At 72.7% G+C, this 17,500-nt stretch carries 19 protein-coding genes; 8 read left to right on the top strand and 11 right to left on the bottom strand.

Annotation, left to right across the window (positions count from 1 at the left end; all coding sequences use genetic code 11):
* Window positions 1-19: 19 nt before the first annotated feature.
* Entirely contained in the window at window positions 20-1,000 is a 981-nt protein-coding gene (locus IEY71_RS10195) for a helix-turn-helix transcriptional regulator (protein ID WP_189085239.1), read from the bottom strand.
* A 60-nt stretch (window positions 1,001-1,060) separates the two neighbouring features.
* Here IEY71_RS10195 and IEY71_RS10190 point away from each other — a divergent pair, with 60 nt between their 5' ends.
* The 3 genes from IEY71_RS10190 (at window position 1,061) to IEY71_RS10180 (ending at window position 4,781) form a co-directional block, all read left to right on the top strand.
* Complete coding sequence (locus IEY71_RS10190; RefSeq protein WP_229781664.1) at window positions 1,061-2,077, top strand: ATP-binding cassette domain-containing protein; 1,017 nt, start codon at window positions 1,061-1,063, stop codon at window positions 2,075-2,077.
* Between the two features lie 88 nt (window positions 2,078-2,165).
* Entirely contained in the window at window positions 2,166-3,005 is an 840-nt protein-coding gene (locus tag IEY71_RS10185) for an ABC transporter permease (protein ID WP_189085238.1), read from the top strand.
* A 120-nt stretch (window positions 3,006-3,125) separates the two neighbouring features.
* Window positions 3,126-4,781 carry a phytoene desaturase family protein gene (locus tag IEY71_RS10180; protein ID WP_189085237.1) on the top strand — a complete coding sequence of 552 codons (1,656 nt, stop codon included), beginning with the start codon at window positions 3,126-3,128 and terminating at the stop codon, window positions 4,779-4,781.
* 14 nt (window positions 4,782-4,795) lie between these two features.
* Here the strand turns inward: IEY71_RS10180 and IEY71_RS10175 are convergent, their stop codons facing one another.
* The 3 genes from IEY71_RS10175 to IEY71_RS10165 are packed head-to-tail and all read right to left on the bottom strand — an operon-like array spanning window position 4,796 to window position 6,270.
* Window positions 4,796-5,461 (bottom strand): SRPBCC domain-containing protein, encoded by a 666-nt coding sequence (locus tag IEY71_RS10175; protein WP_189085236.1) that lies wholly within the window; start codon window positions 5,459-5,461, stop codon window positions 4,796-4,798.
* A 2-nt stretch (window positions 5,462-5,463) separates the two neighbouring features.
* The gene (locus IEY71_RS10170) at window positions 5,464-5,859 is read right to left on the bottom strand and encodes an ArsR/SmtB family transcription factor (protein WP_189085235.1); all 396 of its coding nucleotides are present in this window, start codon (window positions 5,857-5,859) and stop codon (window positions 5,464-5,466) included.
* Between the two features lie 51 nt (window positions 5,860-5,910).
* Complete coding sequence (locus IEY71_RS10165) at window positions 5,911-6,270, bottom strand: DoxX family protein (RefSeq protein WP_189085234.1); 360 nt, start codon at window positions 6,268-6,270, stop codon at window positions 5,911-5,913.
* Between the two features lie 122 nt (window positions 6,271-6,392).
* Here IEY71_RS10165 and IEY71_RS10160 point away from each other — a divergent pair, with 122 nt between their 5' ends.
* Window positions 6,393-6,800: a winged helix-turn-helix transcriptional regulator gene (locus IEY71_RS10160; RefSeq protein ID WP_189085233.1), complete on the top strand. Its 408-nt coding sequence runs from the start codon at window positions 6,393-6,395 to the stop codon at window positions 6,798-6,800.
* Window positions 6,801-6,848: 48 nt separating this feature from the next.
* Here the strand turns inward: IEY71_RS10160 and IEY71_RS10155 are convergent, their stop codons facing one another.
* Complete coding sequence (locus IEY71_RS10155) at window positions 6,849-7,217, bottom strand: hypothetical protein (protein ID WP_189085232.1); 369 nt, start codon at window positions 7,215-7,217, stop codon at window positions 6,849-6,851.
* A 67-nt stretch (window positions 7,218-7,284) separates the two neighbouring features.
* Between IEY71_RS10155 and IEY71_RS10150 the strand changes: the two genes are divergently transcribed.
* Window positions 7,285-7,797, top strand: a complete 513-nt coding sequence (locus IEY71_RS10150; protein ID WP_189085231.1) for an SRPBCC domain-containing protein — start codon at window positions 7,285-7,287, stop codon at window positions 7,795-7,797.
* 9 nt (window positions 7,798-7,806) lie between these two features.
* On the top strand, window positions 7,807-8,907 hold the full coding sequence (locus IEY71_RS10145) for an AI-2E family transporter (RefSeq protein WP_189085230.1): 1,101 nt from the start codon (window positions 7,807-7,809) through the stop codon (window positions 8,905-8,907).
* Here IEY71_RS10145 and IEY71_RS10140 read toward each other — a convergent pair.
* Entirely contained in the window at window positions 8,904-10,367 is a 1,464-nt protein-coding gene (locus IEY71_RS10140; RefSeq protein WP_189085229.1) for a DHA2 family efflux MFS transporter permease subunit, read from the bottom strand. The two genes, IEY71_RS10145 and IEY71_RS10140, sit on opposite strands and share 4 nt — an antisense overlap.
* 87 nt (window positions 10,368-10,454) lie before the next feature.
* On the opposite strand from IEY71_RS10140, the gene IEY71_RS10135 reads away from it, so the two are divergent.
* On the top strand, window positions 10,455-11,057 hold the full coding sequence (locus tag IEY71_RS10135) for a TetR/AcrR family transcriptional regulator (RefSeq protein ID WP_229781663.1): 603 nt from the start codon (window positions 10,455-10,457) through the stop codon (window positions 11,055-11,057).
* 37 nt (window positions 11,058-11,094) lie between these two features.
* On the opposite strand, the gene IEY71_RS10130 is transcribed toward IEY71_RS10135, so the two are convergent.
* The gene (locus tag IEY71_RS10130; protein WP_189085228.1) at window positions 11,095-11,658 is read right to left on the bottom strand and encodes an acyl-CoA thioesterase; all 564 of its coding nucleotides are present in this window, start codon (window positions 11,656-11,658) and stop codon (window positions 11,095-11,097) included.
* A gap of 118 nt (window positions 11,659-11,776) precedes the next feature.
* Window positions 11,777-12,925: a bifunctional 2-methylcitrate synthase/citrate synthase gene (locus tag IEY71_RS10125; RefSeq protein WP_189085227.1), complete on the bottom strand. Its 1,149-nt coding sequence runs from the start codon at window positions 12,923-12,925 to the stop codon at window positions 11,777-11,779.
* 302 nt (window positions 12,926-13,227) lie between these two features.
* Between IEY71_RS10125 and IEY71_RS10120 the strand changes: the two genes are divergently transcribed.
* Window positions 13,228-14,139 carry a putative endonuclease domain-containing protein gene (locus IEY71_RS10120; RefSeq protein ID WP_189085226.1) on the top strand — a complete coding sequence of 304 codons (912 nt, stop codon included), beginning with the start codon at window positions 13,228-13,230 and terminating at the stop codon, window positions 14,137-14,139.
* A gap of 163 nt (window positions 14,140-14,302) precedes the next feature.
* On the opposite strand, the gene prpB is transcribed toward IEY71_RS10120, so the two are convergent.
* Genes prpB through IEY71_RS10105 form a run of 3 tightly spaced genes read right to left on the bottom strand, consistent with a single transcriptional unit; the run spans window position 14,303 to window position 17,443 of the window.
* Window positions 14,303-15,211 (bottom strand): methylisocitrate lyase, encoded by a 909-nt coding sequence (gene prpB / locus IEY71_RS10115; protein ID WP_189085225.1) that lies wholly within the window; start codon window positions 15,209-15,211, stop codon window positions 14,303-14,305.
* 13 nt (window positions 15,212-15,224) lie between these two features.
* A complete protein-coding gene (locus IEY71_RS10110) occupies window positions 15,225-16,763 on the bottom strand; it encodes an MmgE/PrpD family protein (protein ID WP_189085224.1) in 1,539 nt (512 codons plus the stop codon).
* 29 nt (window positions 16,764-16,792) lie between these two features.
* Window positions 16,793-17,443, bottom strand: coding sequence for a GntR family transcriptional regulator (locus IEY71_RS10105; RefSeq protein WP_189085223.1), 651 nt, complete (start codon window positions 17,441-17,443; stop codon window positions 16,793-16,795).
* Window positions 17,444-17,500 lie beyond the last annotated feature (57 nt).

Here is a 17,500-nt window from a genome sequence, read left to right as displayed (position 1 = left end):
ACCGCCGCCCGCGGCCCCCTCAGCCCGCGGCGGCGGCGAACCGCGCAGCCTGCACCGCGAGGAACGCCCGCAGCTCCTCGCCCTCGATGCGGTACTCGGCGTCGGCCGGCAGCCACATCAGCCCCATCGCGAGGCCCTCGACGGAGTCGGCCTCGATCGGCCATGCGCAGTGCCCGGCATCCACCGCTTCGAGCTCGCGCCCCCACCAGCCCAGGTGGGCGGCGAGCTCGGCGAGCGGAAGCGCGACGACGACCCGCGCCGTGACCGAGCTGCGCCGGTACCTCGTGGCCCGCTCGACCCGCTCCCGCGCCTCCTCGTCGTCGATCGGCCGGGGCTCGAAGCGCACGCGGGTCTGGAAGACGTCGTCGACCCGGTCGACGCGGAAGGTGCGCCAGTCGTCGCGGTCCCGGTCCCAGGCCAGCAGGTACCAGCGCCGGGCGACCGGCACGAGGCGGTGCGGCTCGACGCTCCGCGCGGTCTCCCCGCCGTTCGCGTCGGTGTACCGGAAGCGCAGTCGTTCGGCGTCGCGGCAGGCGAGCGCGAGCAGGCCGAGGAGTTCCGGATCGACGGCGGGCACCGGTCGCCCGTCGCGCCCGCCGAGGGGCGGCGCGCCGGCGGCGGCGTGCGACTGCAGCGCCTCGATCCGGCGGCGCAGCGCGGGCGGCAGCACCTGCTCGATCTTCGCGAGGGCGCTGAGCGTGGTGTGCTCCGCGCCGCGGAGGCCGGCGGTCGCCTGTGACCGCAGGCCGACCGCGATCGCCACGCCCTCGTCGTCGCTGAGGAGCAGCGGCGGCAGCCCGGTGCCGGCCTCCAGCCGGTAGCCGCCGGCGACGCCGCGAAGCGACTCGATGCCGTACCCGAGCTCGCGCAGCCGTTCCACGTCCCGGCGCAGCGTGCGCTCGCTGACGCCGAGGCGGTCGACGAGCTCGTGCGCGGTCCAGTGCCGGTGGCTCTGCAGCAGCGAGAGCAGTTCGAGCGTTCGCGAGGTCGTGGCGGCCATGCCACGATTCTCCTCCGATACCGGACAGAAACTGACCGGATGCCTCGAGAAGCTGTGTCCATGACGAAGCACACGCAGGCCGGAACCGGCCAGATGATCACCGCCCGCGGCTCGACGAAGACGTTCCGCTCGAAGGGGCAGACGGTCGAGGCGGTGCGCGCTGTCGACCTCTCCGTCGCCGCCGGGGAGCTCGTCGCGTTCCTCGGGCCGAACGGCGCGGGCAAGTCGACGACGCTCCGGATGCTCACGACGCTACTGCCCGCCACGAGCGGCGAGGCGACCGTCGCCGGCTGCGACATCCGCCGCGACCCGGCCGGGGTCCGCCGCCGCATCGGCTACGTCGGGCAGGGCAGCTCGGGCGGCCACACCCAGCGGGTCCGCGACGAGCTGCACGCCCAGGGCGCGTTCTACGGCCTCGGCCGGCGCGAGACGCGGGCGCGGGCGGCCGAACTGCTCGACTCGCTCGAGCTCGGGCCGTTCGCGAACCGCAGCGTGCAGTCGCTCTCCGGCGGGCAGAAGCGCCGGCTCGACATCGCGCTCGGCCTCATCCACCGTCCGGAGCTGCTCTTCCTCGACGAGCCGTCGACCGGGCTCGACCCGCACAGCCGGGCGAACCTCTGGGAGCACATCGTCGAGCTCCGCCGCACGACCGGGACGACGATCTTCCTGACCACCCACTACCTCGACGAGGCGGACCAGCTCGCCGAGCGCGTGATGGTCATGGACCACGGCCGCGTCATCGCCGACGACACCGCCGGGGCGCTCAAGGAATCGCTCGCGGGCGACCGCATCACGCTCGGCTTCGCGGGACGGGCGGATGCCTCGGCCGCCGCCGCCCGCCTCGGCGGAGAGCTCGACCCCGCCGACCCGACCCGCCTCGTGCTCACCGCCGCCGACGGCGAGCGGGCGCTGCCGCGGCACCTCCGCGAGCTCGCCGCGGCGGGGCTGGACGTCGTCACGGCGACGCACCGGCCGCCGACGCTCGACGACGTCTTCCTCGCCCTGACCGGGCGCAGCCTCCGCGAGGAGTCCGCCGGGGCCGGAGCGGCCGAGACGCCCGAACCCGCCGCCGCGTGAGCGGCATCCGTCCCACAGCCACCGCCGCCACCGCCACCGCCACCGCCACCGCCACCGCCACCGCCACCGCCACCGAAGGAGCACGACCATGAACACCATCGCCGACCCCACACCGTCCACCGCGACGGGCGCGCAGGCGCCCGCCCCGCTCGCCGCCCGCCCGGTCCCGCGCCGCACCGGCTTCGCCCGCGACACCGCGGCGGTGTTCGTGCGCGAATCCCGCCCGCTCGTGCGCGACCCGTTCAGCGTGCTGTTCTCACTCGTGCAGCCGCTCGTCTTCCTCGGCCTGTTCGGCCCCTTGCTCGTCGGCGCGGCGGGCGGCGACGTCGCGGGCACGCTGCAGTGGTTCGTGCCCGGCATCCTCGTGATGGTGGCGCTGTTCGGCACCGCCTCGACCGGAGCCAACCTGCTCTTCGAGATGCAGACCGGCTCGCACGAGCGCACCCTCGTCGCCCCGCTCTCGCGGAACGCGCTGCTCGTCGGCCGCGCCCTGAAGGAGGTCGTGCCGCTCATGGTGCAGGGCACGATCGTGGTGCTCGTGGCCGTGCCGTTCGGCTTCAGCGTGAACGTGCCCGGGCTGCTCCTCGGCCTCGTCGTGCTCGCCGTCTTCGGCATCGGCTTCGGCGCGCTGAGCTACACGCTCGCGCTCGGCTGCCGCAATCGGGACTGGATGTTCTGGATGGTGCACCAGACGCTGCTGTTCCCCCTGATGATCCTCTCGGGCATGCTGCTGCCGCTCGAGGACGGCCCCGAGTGGATGCGGGTCGCGGCCGCCGTGAACCCGCTCAGCTACCTCGTCGGCGCGGAGCGCGCGCTGCTCGCGGGCGACTTCGGCGCACCGGCGGTGCTCGGCGGCGCGATCGCGGCGGTCGTCACCTGCGCGATCGGCCTCGTCGTCGGGGTGCGCGCGATGCGCCGGGCCCGCTGACCCCGGCACCCCACCCGAGGGGGTCGTTTTCCGACCGCGGATGCCGCAGGCGCCCGTGCCCGCGTCGGAGAACGACCCCCTCGCGGTCGCCGCCGCACTGCGCCCGGCTACGCTCGAGCCATGCGCGCGCACGACGTCGTCATCCTCGGCGGGGGCCACAACGGCCTGACCGCCGCCGCCTATCTCGCCCGCGCCGGGCTCGACGTGCTGCTGCTCGAGCGCGACGACCATCTCGGCGGCGCCGCGGTCTCGGCCGAGGCGTTCGAGGGGGTCGACGCCCGCCTCTCCCGGTACTCGTACCTCGTGAGCCTGCTGCCCGCGCGCATCGTCGAGGAGCTCGGCCTGGAGCTCGAGCTCGTGCGCCGCCGCTTCTCCTCCTACACGCCCGACCCGGCCGACCCCGCGCGCGGGCTGCTCGTCGACCGCGACGCGGACGACGCGGCCCTCGCCGCCGCCTTCGCCCGGGTCGGCGCCGAGGCCGATGTGGCCGCCTGGCGCGAGCTCGGCGCCGACACCGCCCGGCTCGCGACGGCGCTCTTCCCCACGCTGACCGAGCCGCTGCCCACCCGTGAGGAGGCCCGCGCCCTCGTCGGCGACGAACGCGTGTGGCGGGACTTCGTCGAGCGCCCCCTCGGCGAGACCGTCGACGCCCGCTTCGCGAGCGACCTCGTGCGCGGCGTCGTCGCGACCGACGGCCTCATCGGCACCTTCACCTCGCTCGACGATCCGGCGCTCGACGCGAACCGCTGCTTCCTGTACCACGTGATCGGCGGCGGCACCGGCGACTGGGACGTCCCCGTCGGCGGCATGGGCGCGGTGACGGGCGAACTCGAGCGGGTCGCCCGCGCGGCGGGCGCGACGCTGCTCACCGGGGCCGAGGCGCTCGGCGCGAGTCCCGCGGGTTCGGTGCGGTACCGGGATGCCTCGGGCGAGCACCTCGTCGCGGCGGGCACGATCCTCGCGAACGTCGCACCGGCGGTGCTCGCCCGACTGCTGGCCGCGGGCGCGCCGGCCCCCGAGGCATCCGCCCCGCGCACCCAGGCACCCTTCGCCGAGGACCGCGTGCCGGGCGTCCCGCCCGTCGTGCTCGAGCGGCTCCGCCATCTCGACGCGCCGGAGGGCGCGCAGGTGAAGGTGAACCTGCTGCTCGCCCGCCTGCCCCGGCTCCGCGACCCCGAGGTCGCGCCCGAGCAGGCCTTCGCGGGCACGTTCCACATCAACGAGCTCGAGTCGCAGCTCGAGGGCGCGTTCCGCTCGGCCGCCCGCGGGGCAATCCCGGATCCGCTCCCCTGCGAGATCTACTGCCACACGCTGAGCGACCCGACGATCCTCTCGCCCGAGCTCGTCGCGAGCGGCGCGCACACGCTCACCGTCTTCGGGCTGCACGCCGCGGATCGGCTCGGCGAGCGCTTCGGCGCCGACGAGCTGCGCGAGCGGCTCCAGCAGGCCGTGCTCGACTCGCTCGACTCGGTGCTCGCCGAGCCGATCGCCGACGTGATCGCGAGGGATGCCTCGGGCCGCCCGTGCATCGAGACGAAGACGACGCGCGACCTGGAGGCGGCGCTCGCGATGCCCGGCGGGCACATCTTCCACGGGCCGCTGTCGTGGCCGTGGGCGGAGCCCGGCCGGCCGCTCGCGACGGCCGCCGAGCGCTGGGGCGTCGCGACAGCGCACGAGCGCATCCTGCTCTGCGGCTCGGGCGCCGTGCGCGGCGGGGCGGTCAGCGGCATCGGCGGGCAGAACGCGGCGATGGCCGTGCTCGAGGCGCGCGGCTGACCCGCGCCCGCGGCTCAGGCCCCTGGCGTCTCGCCCGTGTAGAAGCCGAAGGTGGCGTCGGCGGCGCGCGCCGCGGTCTCGGCGTCCGCACCGGACGCACGATGCGCGGCGGCCCAGCCGTCGGCGGCGGCGCGGGAGAACGCGCGCCCCTCCTCCGAGAGCATCCAGGCCATGGCGTCCGCCGGCGCGATCCGTGCGTCCTGCGTGCCGAGGTGCAGGGCGAGGCCGAGCAGCGCCTGGTCCCAGCCGACGCCGGTCGCGCCCGGCCCGAACGTCTGCCACATCTCCTCGGGGATGTCGCCGACTCGCGCCACATGCTCGAGCTCGAAGCGGGTGCGCTCGCCGTCGATCGACGTGAGCCGCACGGTCACCCACGACATCCCGCCGCCGTACTCCCAGGTGATGCGATAGCTCGCGCGCCCGTCCGCGGGCGGCGAGCAGGCGAGCACCTCGCCGCCGGCGTTGCCCTCGAGCTGGTACCGCCCGCCGAGCTCGAGCGAACCGGTCACCGGCAGGAACCAGCGGGCGATGCGCTCCGGCTCGGTCGCCGCGGCCCACACGTCGGCGAGGTCCGCCGGGTACTCCTGCGCGATGAGCTGGATGCGCGAGGGCTCGCCGTCGAGGTCCTCGGTGCGCAGTTCGCGCGTCACGGCGTCGATCTGCTCGTTCACGTCGATCATGGTCACTCCTCGTCTCGTGGCGGATCGGCCGGGCCGTCCGCCCGGTCATGCACGGCGTCGGCGTCGGCGTCGAGCCTGCGGGCCCGTTGGCCGCGCTTCAGCTCGGTTCCGAGCGCGGCGAGCGGGCCGCGCCAGAAGCGCTCGAACGGGCTGAGCCAATCGCTGGCCTGCTGGAGCCCGCGGGCGTCGACCGCGTAGAGCCGCCGACGGCCGTCGGCGCGCACCGAGGCGAAGCCCTGCTCGCGCAGCACCCGCAGGTGCTGCGACACCGCGGGCTGCGTGATGCCGAACTCCGCCGACACGATCGCGCAGACGGCGCCGGCGGGCGCCTCGCCCTCGGCGAGGAGCTCCAGGATGCGTCGCCGGACCGGATCGCCGAGGACGTCGAACGCGTGCATGGTCCAATAGTTACGCCTCAACTTATATAAGTCAAGTCTTAACTATTTGCATCAGCGCAGGAGCAGCCAGCCGATCCCGACGGCCAGGGAGACCACCGCGAGCACGAGGCTCGGGGCGAAGCCCTCCCGCCGTCGCACGTGCAGTGCCACCGCGACGGCCATCGTGACGGCGAGCGCGAACGCCGACACGGGCGTCAGCCACCACACGAGGGGCGCCGCAGCCGGGAGGACCAGCCCGATGGCCCCCAGCACCTCCAGCACGCCGATGGCCTTCAACTGCCCTGCGGTGACGTCCTCGACCCAGGCCATGCGAGCGAGCACCGCCTCGCGCGACTGCATGGCTTTGACGGCGCCCGCGAGCAGGAACAGCAGGGCGAGCAGGATGGTGACGATCCAGAGGGCGATGATCATGCGGGTCTCCGTTCGGGGCCGAATACGATGAGTGCACGAGGCACGGGCCCTGATGCTAGGAGACGGGCGGACGGCACTTCATCGTGCGTCACGCACCCTGAGGTTCGTGGAGGGAGTCGCGGATGATCGAGCCGAGTGGCGGAGTGGCGGAGCGCGTCCGCACCGAGGACGGCGCCTGCGTGACGCGGAACCCGTCGAGCACCGTCGTCCGGGAGGTGCTCTCGCGAGTGGGCGACAAGTGGAGCCTGCTGATCGTCGGCACCCTGCACGACGGACCACTTCGATTCACCGAGGTGCAGCGCCGCATCGACGGCATCTCGCACCGCGTGCTCACCGAGACCCTCCGCGGGCTCGAACGCGACGGGCTCGTCTCACGTCGCGTGTACCCCGAGATCCCGCCGCGGGTGGAGTACGCGGTTACGCCGCTCGGCCGATCGCTGGCCGAGCCCGTGCTCGCACTCATCGACTGGGCGACGGCGCGCCACGACGACATCGCGGCCGCGCGAGCGGCCTACGACGGCGAGGAGTGAGCCCCGAGGGTCCGCCCGAGCTCGGCGCGGGCCCCCGGAGCGTCGACGTCAGAAGACGAAGAGCTGCCCGAGCACCAGGATCGCGATGACGAAGAGCGCGACGATCGCGCCGACGATGGCGAGGGAACGCGCCGAGAGCTTCGCGATCGCGTAGCCGACGAGGATCGGCAGCGCGACGAGGAAGATCGTCACGAGCCACCAGAACACCTGGTAGGCGCCGGTGCCGACCTCGTCGAGGCGGCCCGCGAAGAGCTGCTGCGAGTGCGGGTGCGTCGCGAAGGCGAACGCGGCCGACAGCGGCACCGCGATGAGGGCGAGCACGACAAGGCCGGCGAGCCACCCCCACAGCCCGGACTTGCCCTCGGTGATGTCCATGGCGGCTTCGCGCTTGGCGGCCGACGACCCCTTGCTACTCATGGCCACGATGCTAGTGGTTCCGAGCGCCGAGGGTTAGCCTGGGGAAACGGACGACGAGGGGGTCGAGATGAGCGCCAAGCCCACCGGTCACTACGAGCTGAAGCCCGACGGACGCTACCTGCAGTTCGACCGCTTGTTCCGCGCCCCCATCGAGGACGTCTGGTACAGCCTGACGAATCCGACCGCCCTCCGCTCCTGGATCGGCACGTACACCGGCAGCCCGTCCACGGGCGGCGTCCGCTTCCGGATGACCGCGGAGAGCGAGGATGCCCCGTGGCAGAACGTGAGCATCCTGCTCTGCGAGGCGCCGCACCGCTTCCACCTCGACGTCGACACCCAGCCCGAGGCGTGGCGGCTGCACTGCCACCTGCGCGAGGCCGGCGGGATGACGACGCTGAGCTTCGCGCAGCGCGTGGACGACAAGCTCGACGTCGGCGAGATCGGCCCCGGCTGGGACTACTACCTCGACCGCATGATCGCCGCCAGGCAGGGGCTCGCGATGCCCGAGTGGGGCGACTACTTCCCCGCGTTCGCCGCGCACTACCGCGACCTCCGCGTCCCCGACGCGGCCCGCCCCTAGACTGACGCCGTGAGAGCGGCAGATCGATTGCGGCGGCGCGAGCCGGCCGCCGGCGGCCCGGGGGGCTCCTTCTTCGCGCAGCATCCGCTGCGCTGGGGATTCATCGTCACGCTCGGCGTACTGCTCGCCCTGCTCCTCGCGATCGTGGTGGTGAACCTACAGAGCGTGCTGCTCTCGGTGTTCATCGCCTCCTTCGTGGCGCTCGGCCTCGACCCGCTCATCCGCTGGTTCCAACGCCGGGGGCTCAAGCGGGGCGCGGCGATCGTCGTCGTCATCCTGCTCTTCGTGCTCGCCGTCGTCGGCATCATCTGGGTGATCATCCCGCCGCTGGTCTCGCAGGCCACCTCGCTCGTGACGACGCTGCCTGCGCAGGTGCAGCAGCTGCAGGACTCCGGCTGGTTCGAGCAGGCGAACGAGACGACGAACGGCCTGCTCTCGACCGTCGTGCAGTCGGTCGAGAACCTCCTCTCCGACCCGAACGTCTGGGCCTCGATCGGCGGCGGCGCGCTCGCCTTCGGCGCGGCCGTGCTCGACGCGGTGTCGACCGGCTTCTTCGTCGTCGTGCTCTCGATCTACTTCATCGCGACGCTCGACGCCACGAAGCGCGCCTGCTACTCCCTCGTCAAGGCCTCGCACCGCGAGCGGGTCGAGGGCTACAGCGAGCGCATCATGCAGTCGGTCGGCAAGTACTTGAGCGGCATGGTCGTCCTCGCGTTCCTGAACGCGGTGTTCTCGACGATCCTTTTGAGCCTCGTCGGCGTGAAGTACGCCCTCGTGATCGGCGTCGTGGCCCTGTTCGTCACGCTCATCCCGCTCATCGGTACGGTGCTGACCACGATCCTCATGACGATCGTCTCGCTCTTCGTCTCGCCCACCGCGGCGCTCATCGTGCTGGTCGCGATGCTCGTCTACATGCAGATCGAGGCGTACATCCTGACGCCGAAGGTGATGGGCAAGGCGGTGCAGGTGCCCGGCACCATCGTGCTGATCTCGGCGCTCGCGGGCGGCACGCTGCTCGGCCTGCTCGGCGCGCTCGTCGCGATCCCGATCTCGGCCGGCATCCTGCTCATCATCCGCGAGATCGTGATCCCCCGCCAGGCGCGCAGCTAGCGCTGCGCCGCCGCGAGGCCGGCGTCCGCCGAGGCATCCGACGTCGCGTCCACGGCGGATGGCCCGGCCGAGGCATCCCGCCCGCCGCTGCGCCCGAGCGGCAGGAAGAACGCCGCGACGAGTGCGAGCACGAGCCCGGCCGAGCCGACGAGCACGGCCGGCACCGCGGCGTCCACGAAGCCGGTGGGCGTGAGCTCCCCGCCCGCACCGGTGAAGACCGCGGTCAGCACGGCCACGCCGAGCGCGACGCCGACCTCGCGGAGCGTCGAGTTCGTGCCCGAGGCCTTGGCGTGATCGTCCTCCGGCATGCCGGCGAGCACGGCCGTCGACATGGGCGCGAAGACGAGCGACATGCCGACTCCCGCCATCAGGAACGGGCCGATCAGGGCGCCGTAGGCGACGTCGGGGTCGAGCTCGAACGCGAGCCAGGCGAGCGCCGCGGCCTGCAGGGCGAGTCCGGCCACGATGAGCGTGCGGGTGCCGATGCGCGGCGCGAGGGCGCCGGCGATCGGGGCGATGAACATCGGGGCGAGGGTCCACGGCATGGTCTGCACGCCCGCCTCGAGCGGGGTCGCGCCCTGCACGACCTGCAGGAACTGGATGAGCACGAACACCGAGCCGAACATGCCGAAGCTGAACCAGAAGCCGACGAGGTTCGCGGCCGTGAAGCCGCGGTTGCGGAACAGGCGCAGCGGCAGCAGCGGCGCGGGGGCGCGTAGCTCCCAGGCGATGAAGGCGGCGAGCAGCAGGGCTCCGGCGGCGAGCGAGCCGAGCACCTCGGCGCTCCCCCAGCCCGCGTCGTTGCCGCGGACGATGCCGAACACGACGCCGAGCACGCCGAGCCCCGCGAGCAGGATGCCCGGCACGTCGATGCGCACCCGGGCGCCGAGGGCGTTCGGCAGGGCGGCGAGGGCGAGCGGGATGGCGATGACGCCGACGGGCACGTTGAGCCAGAAGATGGCCTCCCAGTTCCAGCCCTCGATGACGGCGCCGCCGACGAGCGGGCCGAGCGCGACGCCGAGGCCGGCCACGCCGCCCCAGACGCCGATCGCCATCGGGCGGCGGCGTTCGGGGACGCTGCCGGCGAGCAGGGTGAGCGAGAGCGGCATGATGCCGGCGGCGCCGACGCCCTGCACGGCGCGGCTCGCGATCACCATCCACGGCTCGGTGCTGAGCGCGACGAGGGCGCTCGCGGCGGTGAACACGGCGAGCGCGATGAGGAAGACGGTGCGCCGGCCGATGCGGTCGCCGAGCGCCGCGGCGCCGAGGATGAACGCCGCGAAGGAGAGCGTGAAGGCGTTCACGAACCACTGCAGCTCCTCGATCGAGGCGCCGAGGTCGGCGGCCATCGCGGGAAGCGCGTTCGTGATGACGAGGTTGTCGAGCGTCGCCATGAACATCGGCAGGGATGCCGCGACGATCGCGAGCCAGACGGGGGTCCGGCGTGCGGCGGTGGACATTTCGGGGCTCCTCGGGACGCGGTGGGCGACGATGGTGGTAATCGACTGATTACTTCACTGGAGCGACTGTAGTAATCGACTGATAACATGTCAAGCATGGTGTCGAAGACGGACCGGATCCCGGCGGCCGAGCGCCGCGAACAGATCCTCGAAGCGGCCACTCGGGTCTTCGGCGAACTCGGCTACGCGGGCGCGACGACCGACCGGGTCGCGAAGGCGGCCGGCATCAGCCAGCCCTACGTCGTGCGCATGTTCGGCACGAAGGAGCAGCTCTTCATCGAGGTGCTCGAGCGCACCTGCGAGCTCATCGTCGCCGCCTTCGACCGCGCGGTCGCCGACGAGGCATCCGACAAGCCCGTCGGCCCGCGCATCGGCGAGGCGTACGTGCACCTCGTCGAGACCGACCGCGGGGTGCTGCTCGCCCTCATGCAGGGCTTCATCCTCGGGCACGACCCGAACATCGGGCCGGTCGCCCGGCGCGGCTTCCTGCGCATCTACGACCGCATGCGCGAGGTGATGACCCCCGACGAGGCGATGCGATTCATGGCCCAGGGCATGCTCATCAACACGCTCATCGCCTCGAACCTCACCGTCCGCATCGACGAGGACGAGCGGGTGGACGAGCTCTTCGCCTGTACCTTCGGCGACAAGCTCGGCATCGTGCTCGAGGGGCTCTCCCGCTCGGCGTGAGCCGTGCGGCGTGAGCCGTGCGCCTGAGCCGTGCGGCTCAGCTCCAGACCGACGGCGCCTCAGCGCGGGTCGCCGGCAGCGCGACGTCCTGGCCCCAGCGCTCGATCCACTCGGGCAGCCCGTCGCCCGGGCCGGCACCGAACGCCTCGACGACCTCGGCCATCGGCACCGTGCCGCCGGACTTCTTCAGGAAGCGCCCGCGGATGAACCCCTGCGCGTAGATCTCCGGCCGACCGTCGGCGCCCTTCTTCACGAAGCGCTGCTCGACGTAGACCGCCTTGTCGTCGAAGCCGAGCACGCGCGACTCGATCGTGAACCGCTCCCAGAGCTGCAGCGACTTGCGGAAGGTGATGGTCTCGCTCGCCACCACCGGGTACCAGCCCCGCTCGCGCATGATCCCCCACACACCGTTGCGCACGAGCATGTCGAAGCGCGCGACGTCCATGATCGAGAAGTAGACGCCGTTGTTCATGTGCCGGTTGATGTCGAGATCGGTCGGCAGCGTGATGAAGCGCGTGCGCGCCACGTCGTAGTGCCCGAGGTCGGGCCGGCGCCGCGACAGGAACAGCACGTGGAGGAGCGTCCGGAAGAGCATGTGCATGAGCACCGAGCGTAGGCGGCTTCGGGCGGATGGCGCGGTCCGTTGAGGGTCGCCACAGCCGGGCGGCGGATGCCTCGGCCGGTGCTTGTGCGGATCCGCCAGTGAGGCCCGCACCCGCCTACTTCGCGGGCACGTGCCGCTCGTCGACCCCGTTGTAGACCGACAGCGGGCGGATCAGCGCGTTCGAGGCGAGCTGCTCCATGACGTGCGCCGTCCAGCCGACGACGCGGCTCGCGACGAACAGCGGGGTGAAGGTCGGGGTGTCGAAGCCCATCAGGTGGTACGTCGGACCGGCCGGGTAGTCCAGGTTCGGCTTGATGTTCTTGCGCTCCCCCATCGCCTGCTCGAGCGCCACGTACACCTCGAGCAGCTCGGGGCGCTCGTAGTGCTCGACCATCCGCTCCATCGCGTCGCGCATGGTGGGCACGCGGGAGTCGCCGTTCTTGTAGACGCGGTGCCCGAAGCCCATGATCTTGCGCTTCTCGGCGAGCGCGGCGTCGAGCCAGGCGACGGCGCGCTCGGCGCCGCCCTCGCCCGGGCCGATCTCGGCGAAGGCGTGCATGACCGCCTCGTTGGCGCCGCCGTGCAGCGGGCCCTTGAGCGCGCCGATGGCGCCGGTCACCGCCGAGTAGAGGTCGCTCAGGGTCGAGGCGATCACCCGGGCGGTGAACGTCGAGGCGTTGAAGGAGTGCTCGGCGTACAGGATCATCGACACGTCGAAGGCGTTCACGACCGCGAGCTCGGGCGCCTCGCCGAAGGTCTGCCAGAGGAAGTTCGCCGAGTAGCCGAGGTCGTCGCGCGGCTCGACGAACTCGAGCCCGTGCCGGCGGCGCTGGTCGTAGGCGACGATCGAGGGCAGCTTCGCGAAGAGCCGCATCGCCTTGTCGAGGTTCGCCTCGGGGGTGTCGACCGGCGTCTCGGGATCGCTCGCGCCGATCACGCTGACGGCCGTGCGCACGACGTCCATCGGGTGCGCCTCGAGCGGCAGCTCGTCGACGATGCGCTTCGTCTGGTGGTCGAGGCCGCGGTGCCGCCGCTCGAACTCCCCGAACTCGGCGAGCTCGGCGTCGTTCGGCAGCTCGCCGTGCCAGAGCAGGTACGCCACCTCCTCGAAGGTGCACTGCGCGGCGAGCTCCTGCACGGGGTACCCCCGATACAGCAGCGAGTTCGACTCGGGGTTCACCTTCGAGATGGCGGTGTAGTCGACCGGCACCCCGGCCAGTCCCTTGAAGATCTGGGGTGCTGCGGTGTCCTGCTGCTCGGCCATGTGCGCTCCTTGTGGGATCGGTGGGGCACCCGCGCGTGCGGCAGCGGCGCCTCCTTCACCCTATGCCCGGCGCGCCGCCGCCGGCAGCCCTCCGCCCGTCCCCCGCCTCCCCCTCCGCCCGTCCCCCCGGCTCCCCCTCCAGCAAGACGGCAGTATTTGCGGGTCACGCCGCCCGCGGACCCGCAAATACTGCCGTCTTGGCGCCGCGCGCCCCTCCTCCACAGCTCGGGCGCAGCGGAACGGATGCCTCGGTTCGGATGCAGCCGAGGGGCGGGGCCGTCCCCCGTCGGCAGGATGGCCCGATGACCGCTCGCCGCCCACTCCCCCCGCACCTCGCCGGCCGGCCGTTCGCGACGCGCACGGCCCTCGACGCCGGTGTCTCCGCCGGGCGGATCCGTGCAGCCGACCTCGACGCCCCGACGTCCGGTGCACGCGCGCCCCGTGGCGGTGATGCCGAGCATCGGCGCCGCGCCATCCTCCTCGCGCTCCGCGGCGACGCGTTCCTCTGCGGGGCATCCGCCGCCGCTGAGTACGAGCTTCCGGTGCCGTGGCGGCTCGGCACGATCGTGGAGGTCGGTGTTCCGTGGCCGGCCAGGGCGCCACGGCGCGCTGGCGTCGTCGCCCGCTCGCTCCGGATCCAGCCACACGAACTCGTGCGGCTCGACGGCGCCCGCACGACCTCGCCCGAGCGGACCTTCTGCGACCTGGCGGCCCGGCTCACCGTGCCCGAGCTCGTCGCGGTCGCCGATGCCCTGCCCCCATCGCTCGACCTCGCGACGGCGGTTGAGCAGTACCCGGATGGCCGAATGCGCCCGAAGCTGTCCGCCGCACTCGCCCTACGGGACACCCGGCGGGAGTCGCCGAAGGAATCGGAGCTCCTCGCGCTGACGATCCTGGCGGGCTTGCCCACGCACCTCCCGCAGGCGGTCATCGTCGACGAGGCCGGCCGCTTCGTCGCCCGCGTCGACGCGCTGTTCGCCGAGTACGGCGAAGTCCTCGAGTATCAGGGCGACCATCACCGATCGGAGCTGCGGCAGTGGCGACGCGACCGCACCCGGGAGGCGGAGCTCGAGGCCCTCGGCTTTCACGTCACTGAAGTGACGCAGGCGGATCTCCTGCGACCGCGCGAGCTGATCGCGCGGCTCGCGGCGACCCTGCGTCGCCGGGGGTGGGCCGGCACGCCCCGATTCTCGCGCTGGTTCCCGGCCCGCTGATCTCGCCCGCCGCCCCTCGCCCCCTTGCGGTCAGTATTTGCGGGTCTGGATCGAGCAGCACCCACGAAAAGTGACTTCTTGGGCCACTGGAAGGGAGGGAGGAAGGGGGAGAGGGGAAAAGGAAGGGGAAGGGGGGGAGGCGGAAGGAAGGAGGGCGGCTGGCTCAGCCGGGGGTGTCGCCGACGGTGAAGTCGAAGACGCCCGAGTCGAAGCGGGTGTAGCCCTCGTAGTCGATGAGTTCGTAGAGCTCCGCGCGGTGCTGCATCTCGCCGAGCTTGCCGGTGAGCGCGCCCGCCGCCTCGAGCTCGTCGAGCCCGCGCATGGCGGCCCCCATCGCGAGGCGCAGCAGCGACACCGGCCAGATCACGAGGTTCATGCCCACGTCGCGCAGCTGCGCGACGGTGAAGAGCTCGCTCTTGCCGAACTCGGTCATGTTCGCGAGCAGCGGCACGTCGACCGCCTTCCGCACCGCCTCGAACTCGGCGAGCGAGCGCATCGCCTCGGGGAAGATCGCGTCGGCGCCGGCGTCGACGAGCGCCTTCGCGCGGTCGACCGCGGCCTGCGGCCCCTCGACCGCGGCGATGTCGGTGCGCGCCATGATCAGGAAGTTCGGGTCGCGGCGGGCGTCGACGGCGGCGCGGATGCGCTGCAGCGCCGTGTGCTCGTCGACGACCTGCTTGCCGTCGAGGTGCCCGCAGCGCTTGGGGTTCACCTGGTCCTCGATGTGCAGGCCGGCGAGGCCGGCGTCCTCCATCTCCTGCACGGTGCGGGCCACGTTCATCGGCTCGCCGAAGCCCGTGTCGGCGTCGACGATGGCGGGCAGCTCCGTCATCCGGGCGATCTGCTTCGCGCGCCCCGCGACCTCGCTGAGCGTCGTGAGGCCGATGTCGGGCAGGCCGAGGTCGGCCGAGAGCACGGCGCCCGAGATGTAGACGCCCTCGAAGCCGCGCTGCTCGATGAGCCGGGCCGACAGGGGGTTGAAGGCGCCGGGGAAGCGCAGCAGCTCGCCCGTGGCGAGCCGGGCGCGGAACGCCTGGCGCTTCACATGGGCGGGGGTGGTGGCGTAGAGCATCGGCTGACCTCCGTCAGAACAGTCCCGTGGGGATCGCGAGGCCGGCGAGGACACCGGGGCCCGCGGTGATGGTGAGGCCGCCGAGCTCGTCGGGCGAGAGCTCCGGCAGGCGCTGGGCGAGCTCGAGGAAACGCTCGATCTCGTCCGCCTCGAGCACGCCGTCGGCGAGCAGCCGGAACTTCTGCACGTACTGCTCGCGCGCGAACGGCCGGGCGCCGAGCGGGTGCGCGTCGGCGACGGCGATCTCGTCGACGATCTCGCCGCCGTCGGCGAGCGTGATGACGACGCGGCCGCCGAAGGCCTTCTCGGCGATGTCGAGCGAGTGGTAGCGGCGGGTCCACTCGGCATCCTCGACCGTCGAGATCTTGCGCCAGAGCGCGACGGTCTCGGGCCGGTGCGCCCGCTCCGGGGAGTAGGAGTGCTCGTGGTGCCAGGCGCCGTCCTGCAGGGCGACCGCGAAGATGTACGGGATGGAGTGGTCGAGCGTCTCGCGCGAGGCGTCCGGGTCGTACTTCTGCGGGTCGTTCGCACCCGAGCCGATGACGTAGTGCGTGTGGTGCGAGGTGTGCAGCACGATCGACTCGATGCGCTCGGGGTCGTCGAGGATCAGGGGGTACGCCTCGTGCAGGCGGCGGGCGAGGTCGATCCACGCCTGGGCCTGGTACTCGGCCGAGTGCTCCTTCGTGTAGGAGTCGAGGATGGCCCGCTTGGCCTCGCCGCGCTCGGGCAGGGGGACCTCGTAGGAGCCGTCGGGGCCGTCGAGGAGCCAGGCGATGACGCCGTCCTCGCCCTCGTAGATCGGCACGGGGCTGGTCTCGCCGCGCATGGCCCGGTCGACGGCCTCGATCGCCATCTTGCCGGCGAAGGCGGGGGCGTGCGCCTTCCAGCTGGAGATCTCGCCCTTGCGGGACTGGCGGGTCGCCGTCGTGGTGTGCAGCGCCTGGCCGATGGCCTGGAAGATCGTCTCGCGGTCGAGGCCGAGCAGGGTGCCGATGCCGGCCGCGGCGCTCGGGCCGAGGTGGGCGACGTGGTCGATCTTGTGCTTGTGCAGGCTGATCGCCTTGGCGAGGTCGATCTGGATCTCGTAGCCGGTCGCGATGCCGCGCACGACGTCGCGGCCGGTGAGCCCGCGGGCGGCGGCGAGGTGCTGCGCCACGGCGACGATCGGCGGGATGTTGTCGCCCGGGTGCGAGTACTCCGCGGCGAGGAAGGTGTCGTGGTAGTCGAGCTCGCGCACGGCGACCCCGTTCGCCCAGGCGGCCCACTCGGGGCTCGTGCGGCGGGCGGGGTCGGCGCCGAACACGGTCGCGCCCTCGCCGCCGATCGAGACGGGGTGGGCGAAGGCCTGGCTGCGCGCCGAGACCACGGGACGGCGGGTGAGGGATGCCGCGGCGACCGCCGCGTTGTCGATGACCCGGTTCACCACCATGTCGACGACGTCGGCGTCGAGCTCGACGGGGTCGGCGGCGAGCTCGGCGAGCTGCCAGGCGAGCTGGCCCTCGCGGGGCAGGTCCTCGTCGCTGCGGTGCGTGCGCAGGTGGTGGGTCTGCATCGGGGGATCCCTTCGGTGTTCGGTCGGTGTCAGGCTACGCTCCGCCCGCCGATGGAGGCGAGGGCGTGACGAAGGCTCAGGTGCAGGTGGACGTGGGTGGCGTGCGCGGCGAGCGAGGCGTCACCGTCGATGATCGCGTCGACGATGAGCAGGTGCTCGTCGGCGGCGCGGCGCAGCCGGGCCGGGTGGTGCCTGGCGAGCCGGCGCACGCGTGCGGAGTGCAGCCGGGCGCCGCGCAGCGCGGCCGTCAATAGCGGGTTGCCCGCGGCGCGATCGACGGCCTCGTCGAGCTCGGCGATCGCGGCGTAGTACTCGGTGAGCCCGTCGGCGCCGCCGTCGAGCTGCTCGGTGGCGGCGACGATGCGGCGGCGCACGGCCAGGAACGGCGCCGGATCGCGCCGTTCGGCGGCGAGCCGCGCCGCACGCTCTTCGAGGGCCTCGCGCAGTTCGTAGAGCGCGGCGATGCTCTCGGGGCTGAGCTCGGCGACGACGAGGACGCGGGCGGACGCGGCGGTGGCGAGGCCGTCGGCCTCGAGCCGGGCGAAGGCCTCGCGGACGGGCGTGCGGGAGACGCCGAGCCGCGCGGCCTGCTCGACCTCGCCGAGCGGGGCGCCGGGGGCGAGCTCCCCGTCGAGGATCTCCTCGCGGAGGCGCTGGTACGCGCGTTCGCTGGCTCGCATCCGCACCTCCCGCTCGATGTATACATTACGACGCTAGCACACGCGGTGAACGCGAGT

The sequence above is a fragment of the Agromyces mediolanus genome, assembly GCF_014648575.1.
GTDB lineage: Bacteria > Actinomycetota > Actinomycetes > Actinomycetales > Microbacteriaceae > Agromyces > Agromyces mediolanus.
This window is presented reverse-complemented; position numbering and strand designations above follow the sequence as displayed.

Bases quoted from the DNA above. Each gene is read 5' to 3' on its own strand.
- IEY71_RS10185 (WP_189085238.1), top strand. From the start codon at position 2,166: ATGAACACCATCGCCGACCCCACACCGTCCACCGCGACGGGCGCGCAG.
- IEY71_RS10170 (WP_189085235.1), bottom strand. From the start codon at position 5,859: ATGCACGCGTTCGACGTCCTCGGCGATCCGGTCCGGCGACGCATCCTG.
- IEY71_RS10160 (WP_189085233.1), top strand. From the start codon at position 6,393: ATGATCGAGCCGAGTGGCGGAGTGGCGGAGCGCGTCCGCACCGAGGAC.
- IEY71_RS10140 (WP_189085229.1), bottom strand. From the start codon at position 10,367: ATGTCCACCGCCGCACGCCGGACCCCCGTCTGGCTCGCGATCGTCGCG.
- IEY71_RS10105 (WP_189085223.1), bottom strand. From the start codon at position 17,443: ATGCGAGCCAGCGAACGCGCGTACCAGCGCCTCCGCGAGGAGATCCTC.
- IEY71_RS10110 (WP_189085224.1), bottom strand. From the start codon at position 16,763: ATGCAGACCCACCACCTGCGCACGCACCGCAGCGACGAGGACCTGCCC.
- IEY71_RS10130 (WP_189085228.1), bottom strand. From the start codon at position 11,658: ATGCACATGCTCTTCCGGACGCTCCTCCACGTGCTGTTCCTGTCGCGG.
- IEY71_RS10150 (WP_189085231.1), top strand. From the start codon at position 7,285: ATGAGCGCCAAGCCCACCGGTCACTACGAGCTGAAGCCCGACGGACGC.
- IEY71_RS10180 (WP_189085237.1), top strand. From the start codon at position 3,126: ATGCGCGCGCACGACGTCGTCATCCTCGGCGGGGGCCACAACGGCCTG.
- IEY71_RS10135 (WP_229781663.1), top strand. From the start codon at position 10,455: ATGTCAAGCATGGTGTCGAAGACGGACCGGATCCCGGCGGCCGAGCGC.
- IEY71_RS10120 (WP_189085226.1), top strand. From the start codon at position 13,228: ATGACCGCTCGCCGCCCACTCCCCCCGCACCTCGCCGGCCGGCCGTTC.
- IEY71_RS10175 (WP_189085236.1), bottom strand. From the start codon at position 5,461: ATGATCGACGTGAACGAGCAGATCGACGCCGTGACGCGCGAACTGCGC.
- IEY71_RS10155 (WP_189085232.1), bottom strand. From the start codon at position 7,217: ATGAGTAGCAAGGGGTCGTCGGCCGCCAAGCGCGAAGCCGCCATGGAC.
- IEY71_RS10195 (WP_189085239.1), bottom strand. From the start codon at position 1,000: ATGGCCGCCACGACCTCGCGAACGCTCGAACTGCTCTCGCTGCTGCAG.
- IEY71_RS10190 (WP_229781664.1), top strand. From the start codon at position 1,061: ATGACGAAGCACACGCAGGCCGGAACCGGCCAGATGATCACCGCCCGC.
- IEY71_RS10165 (WP_189085234.1), bottom strand. From the start codon at position 6,270: ATGATCATCGCCCTCTGGATCGTCACCATCCTGCTCGCCCTGCTGTTC.
- IEY71_RS10125 (WP_189085227.1), bottom strand. From the start codon at position 12,925: ATGGCCGAGCAGCAGGACACCGCAGCACCCCAGATCTTCAAGGGACTG.
- prpB (WP_189085225.1), bottom strand. From the start codon at position 15,211: ATGCTCTACGCCACCACCCCCGCCCATGTGAAGCGCCAGGCGTTCCGC.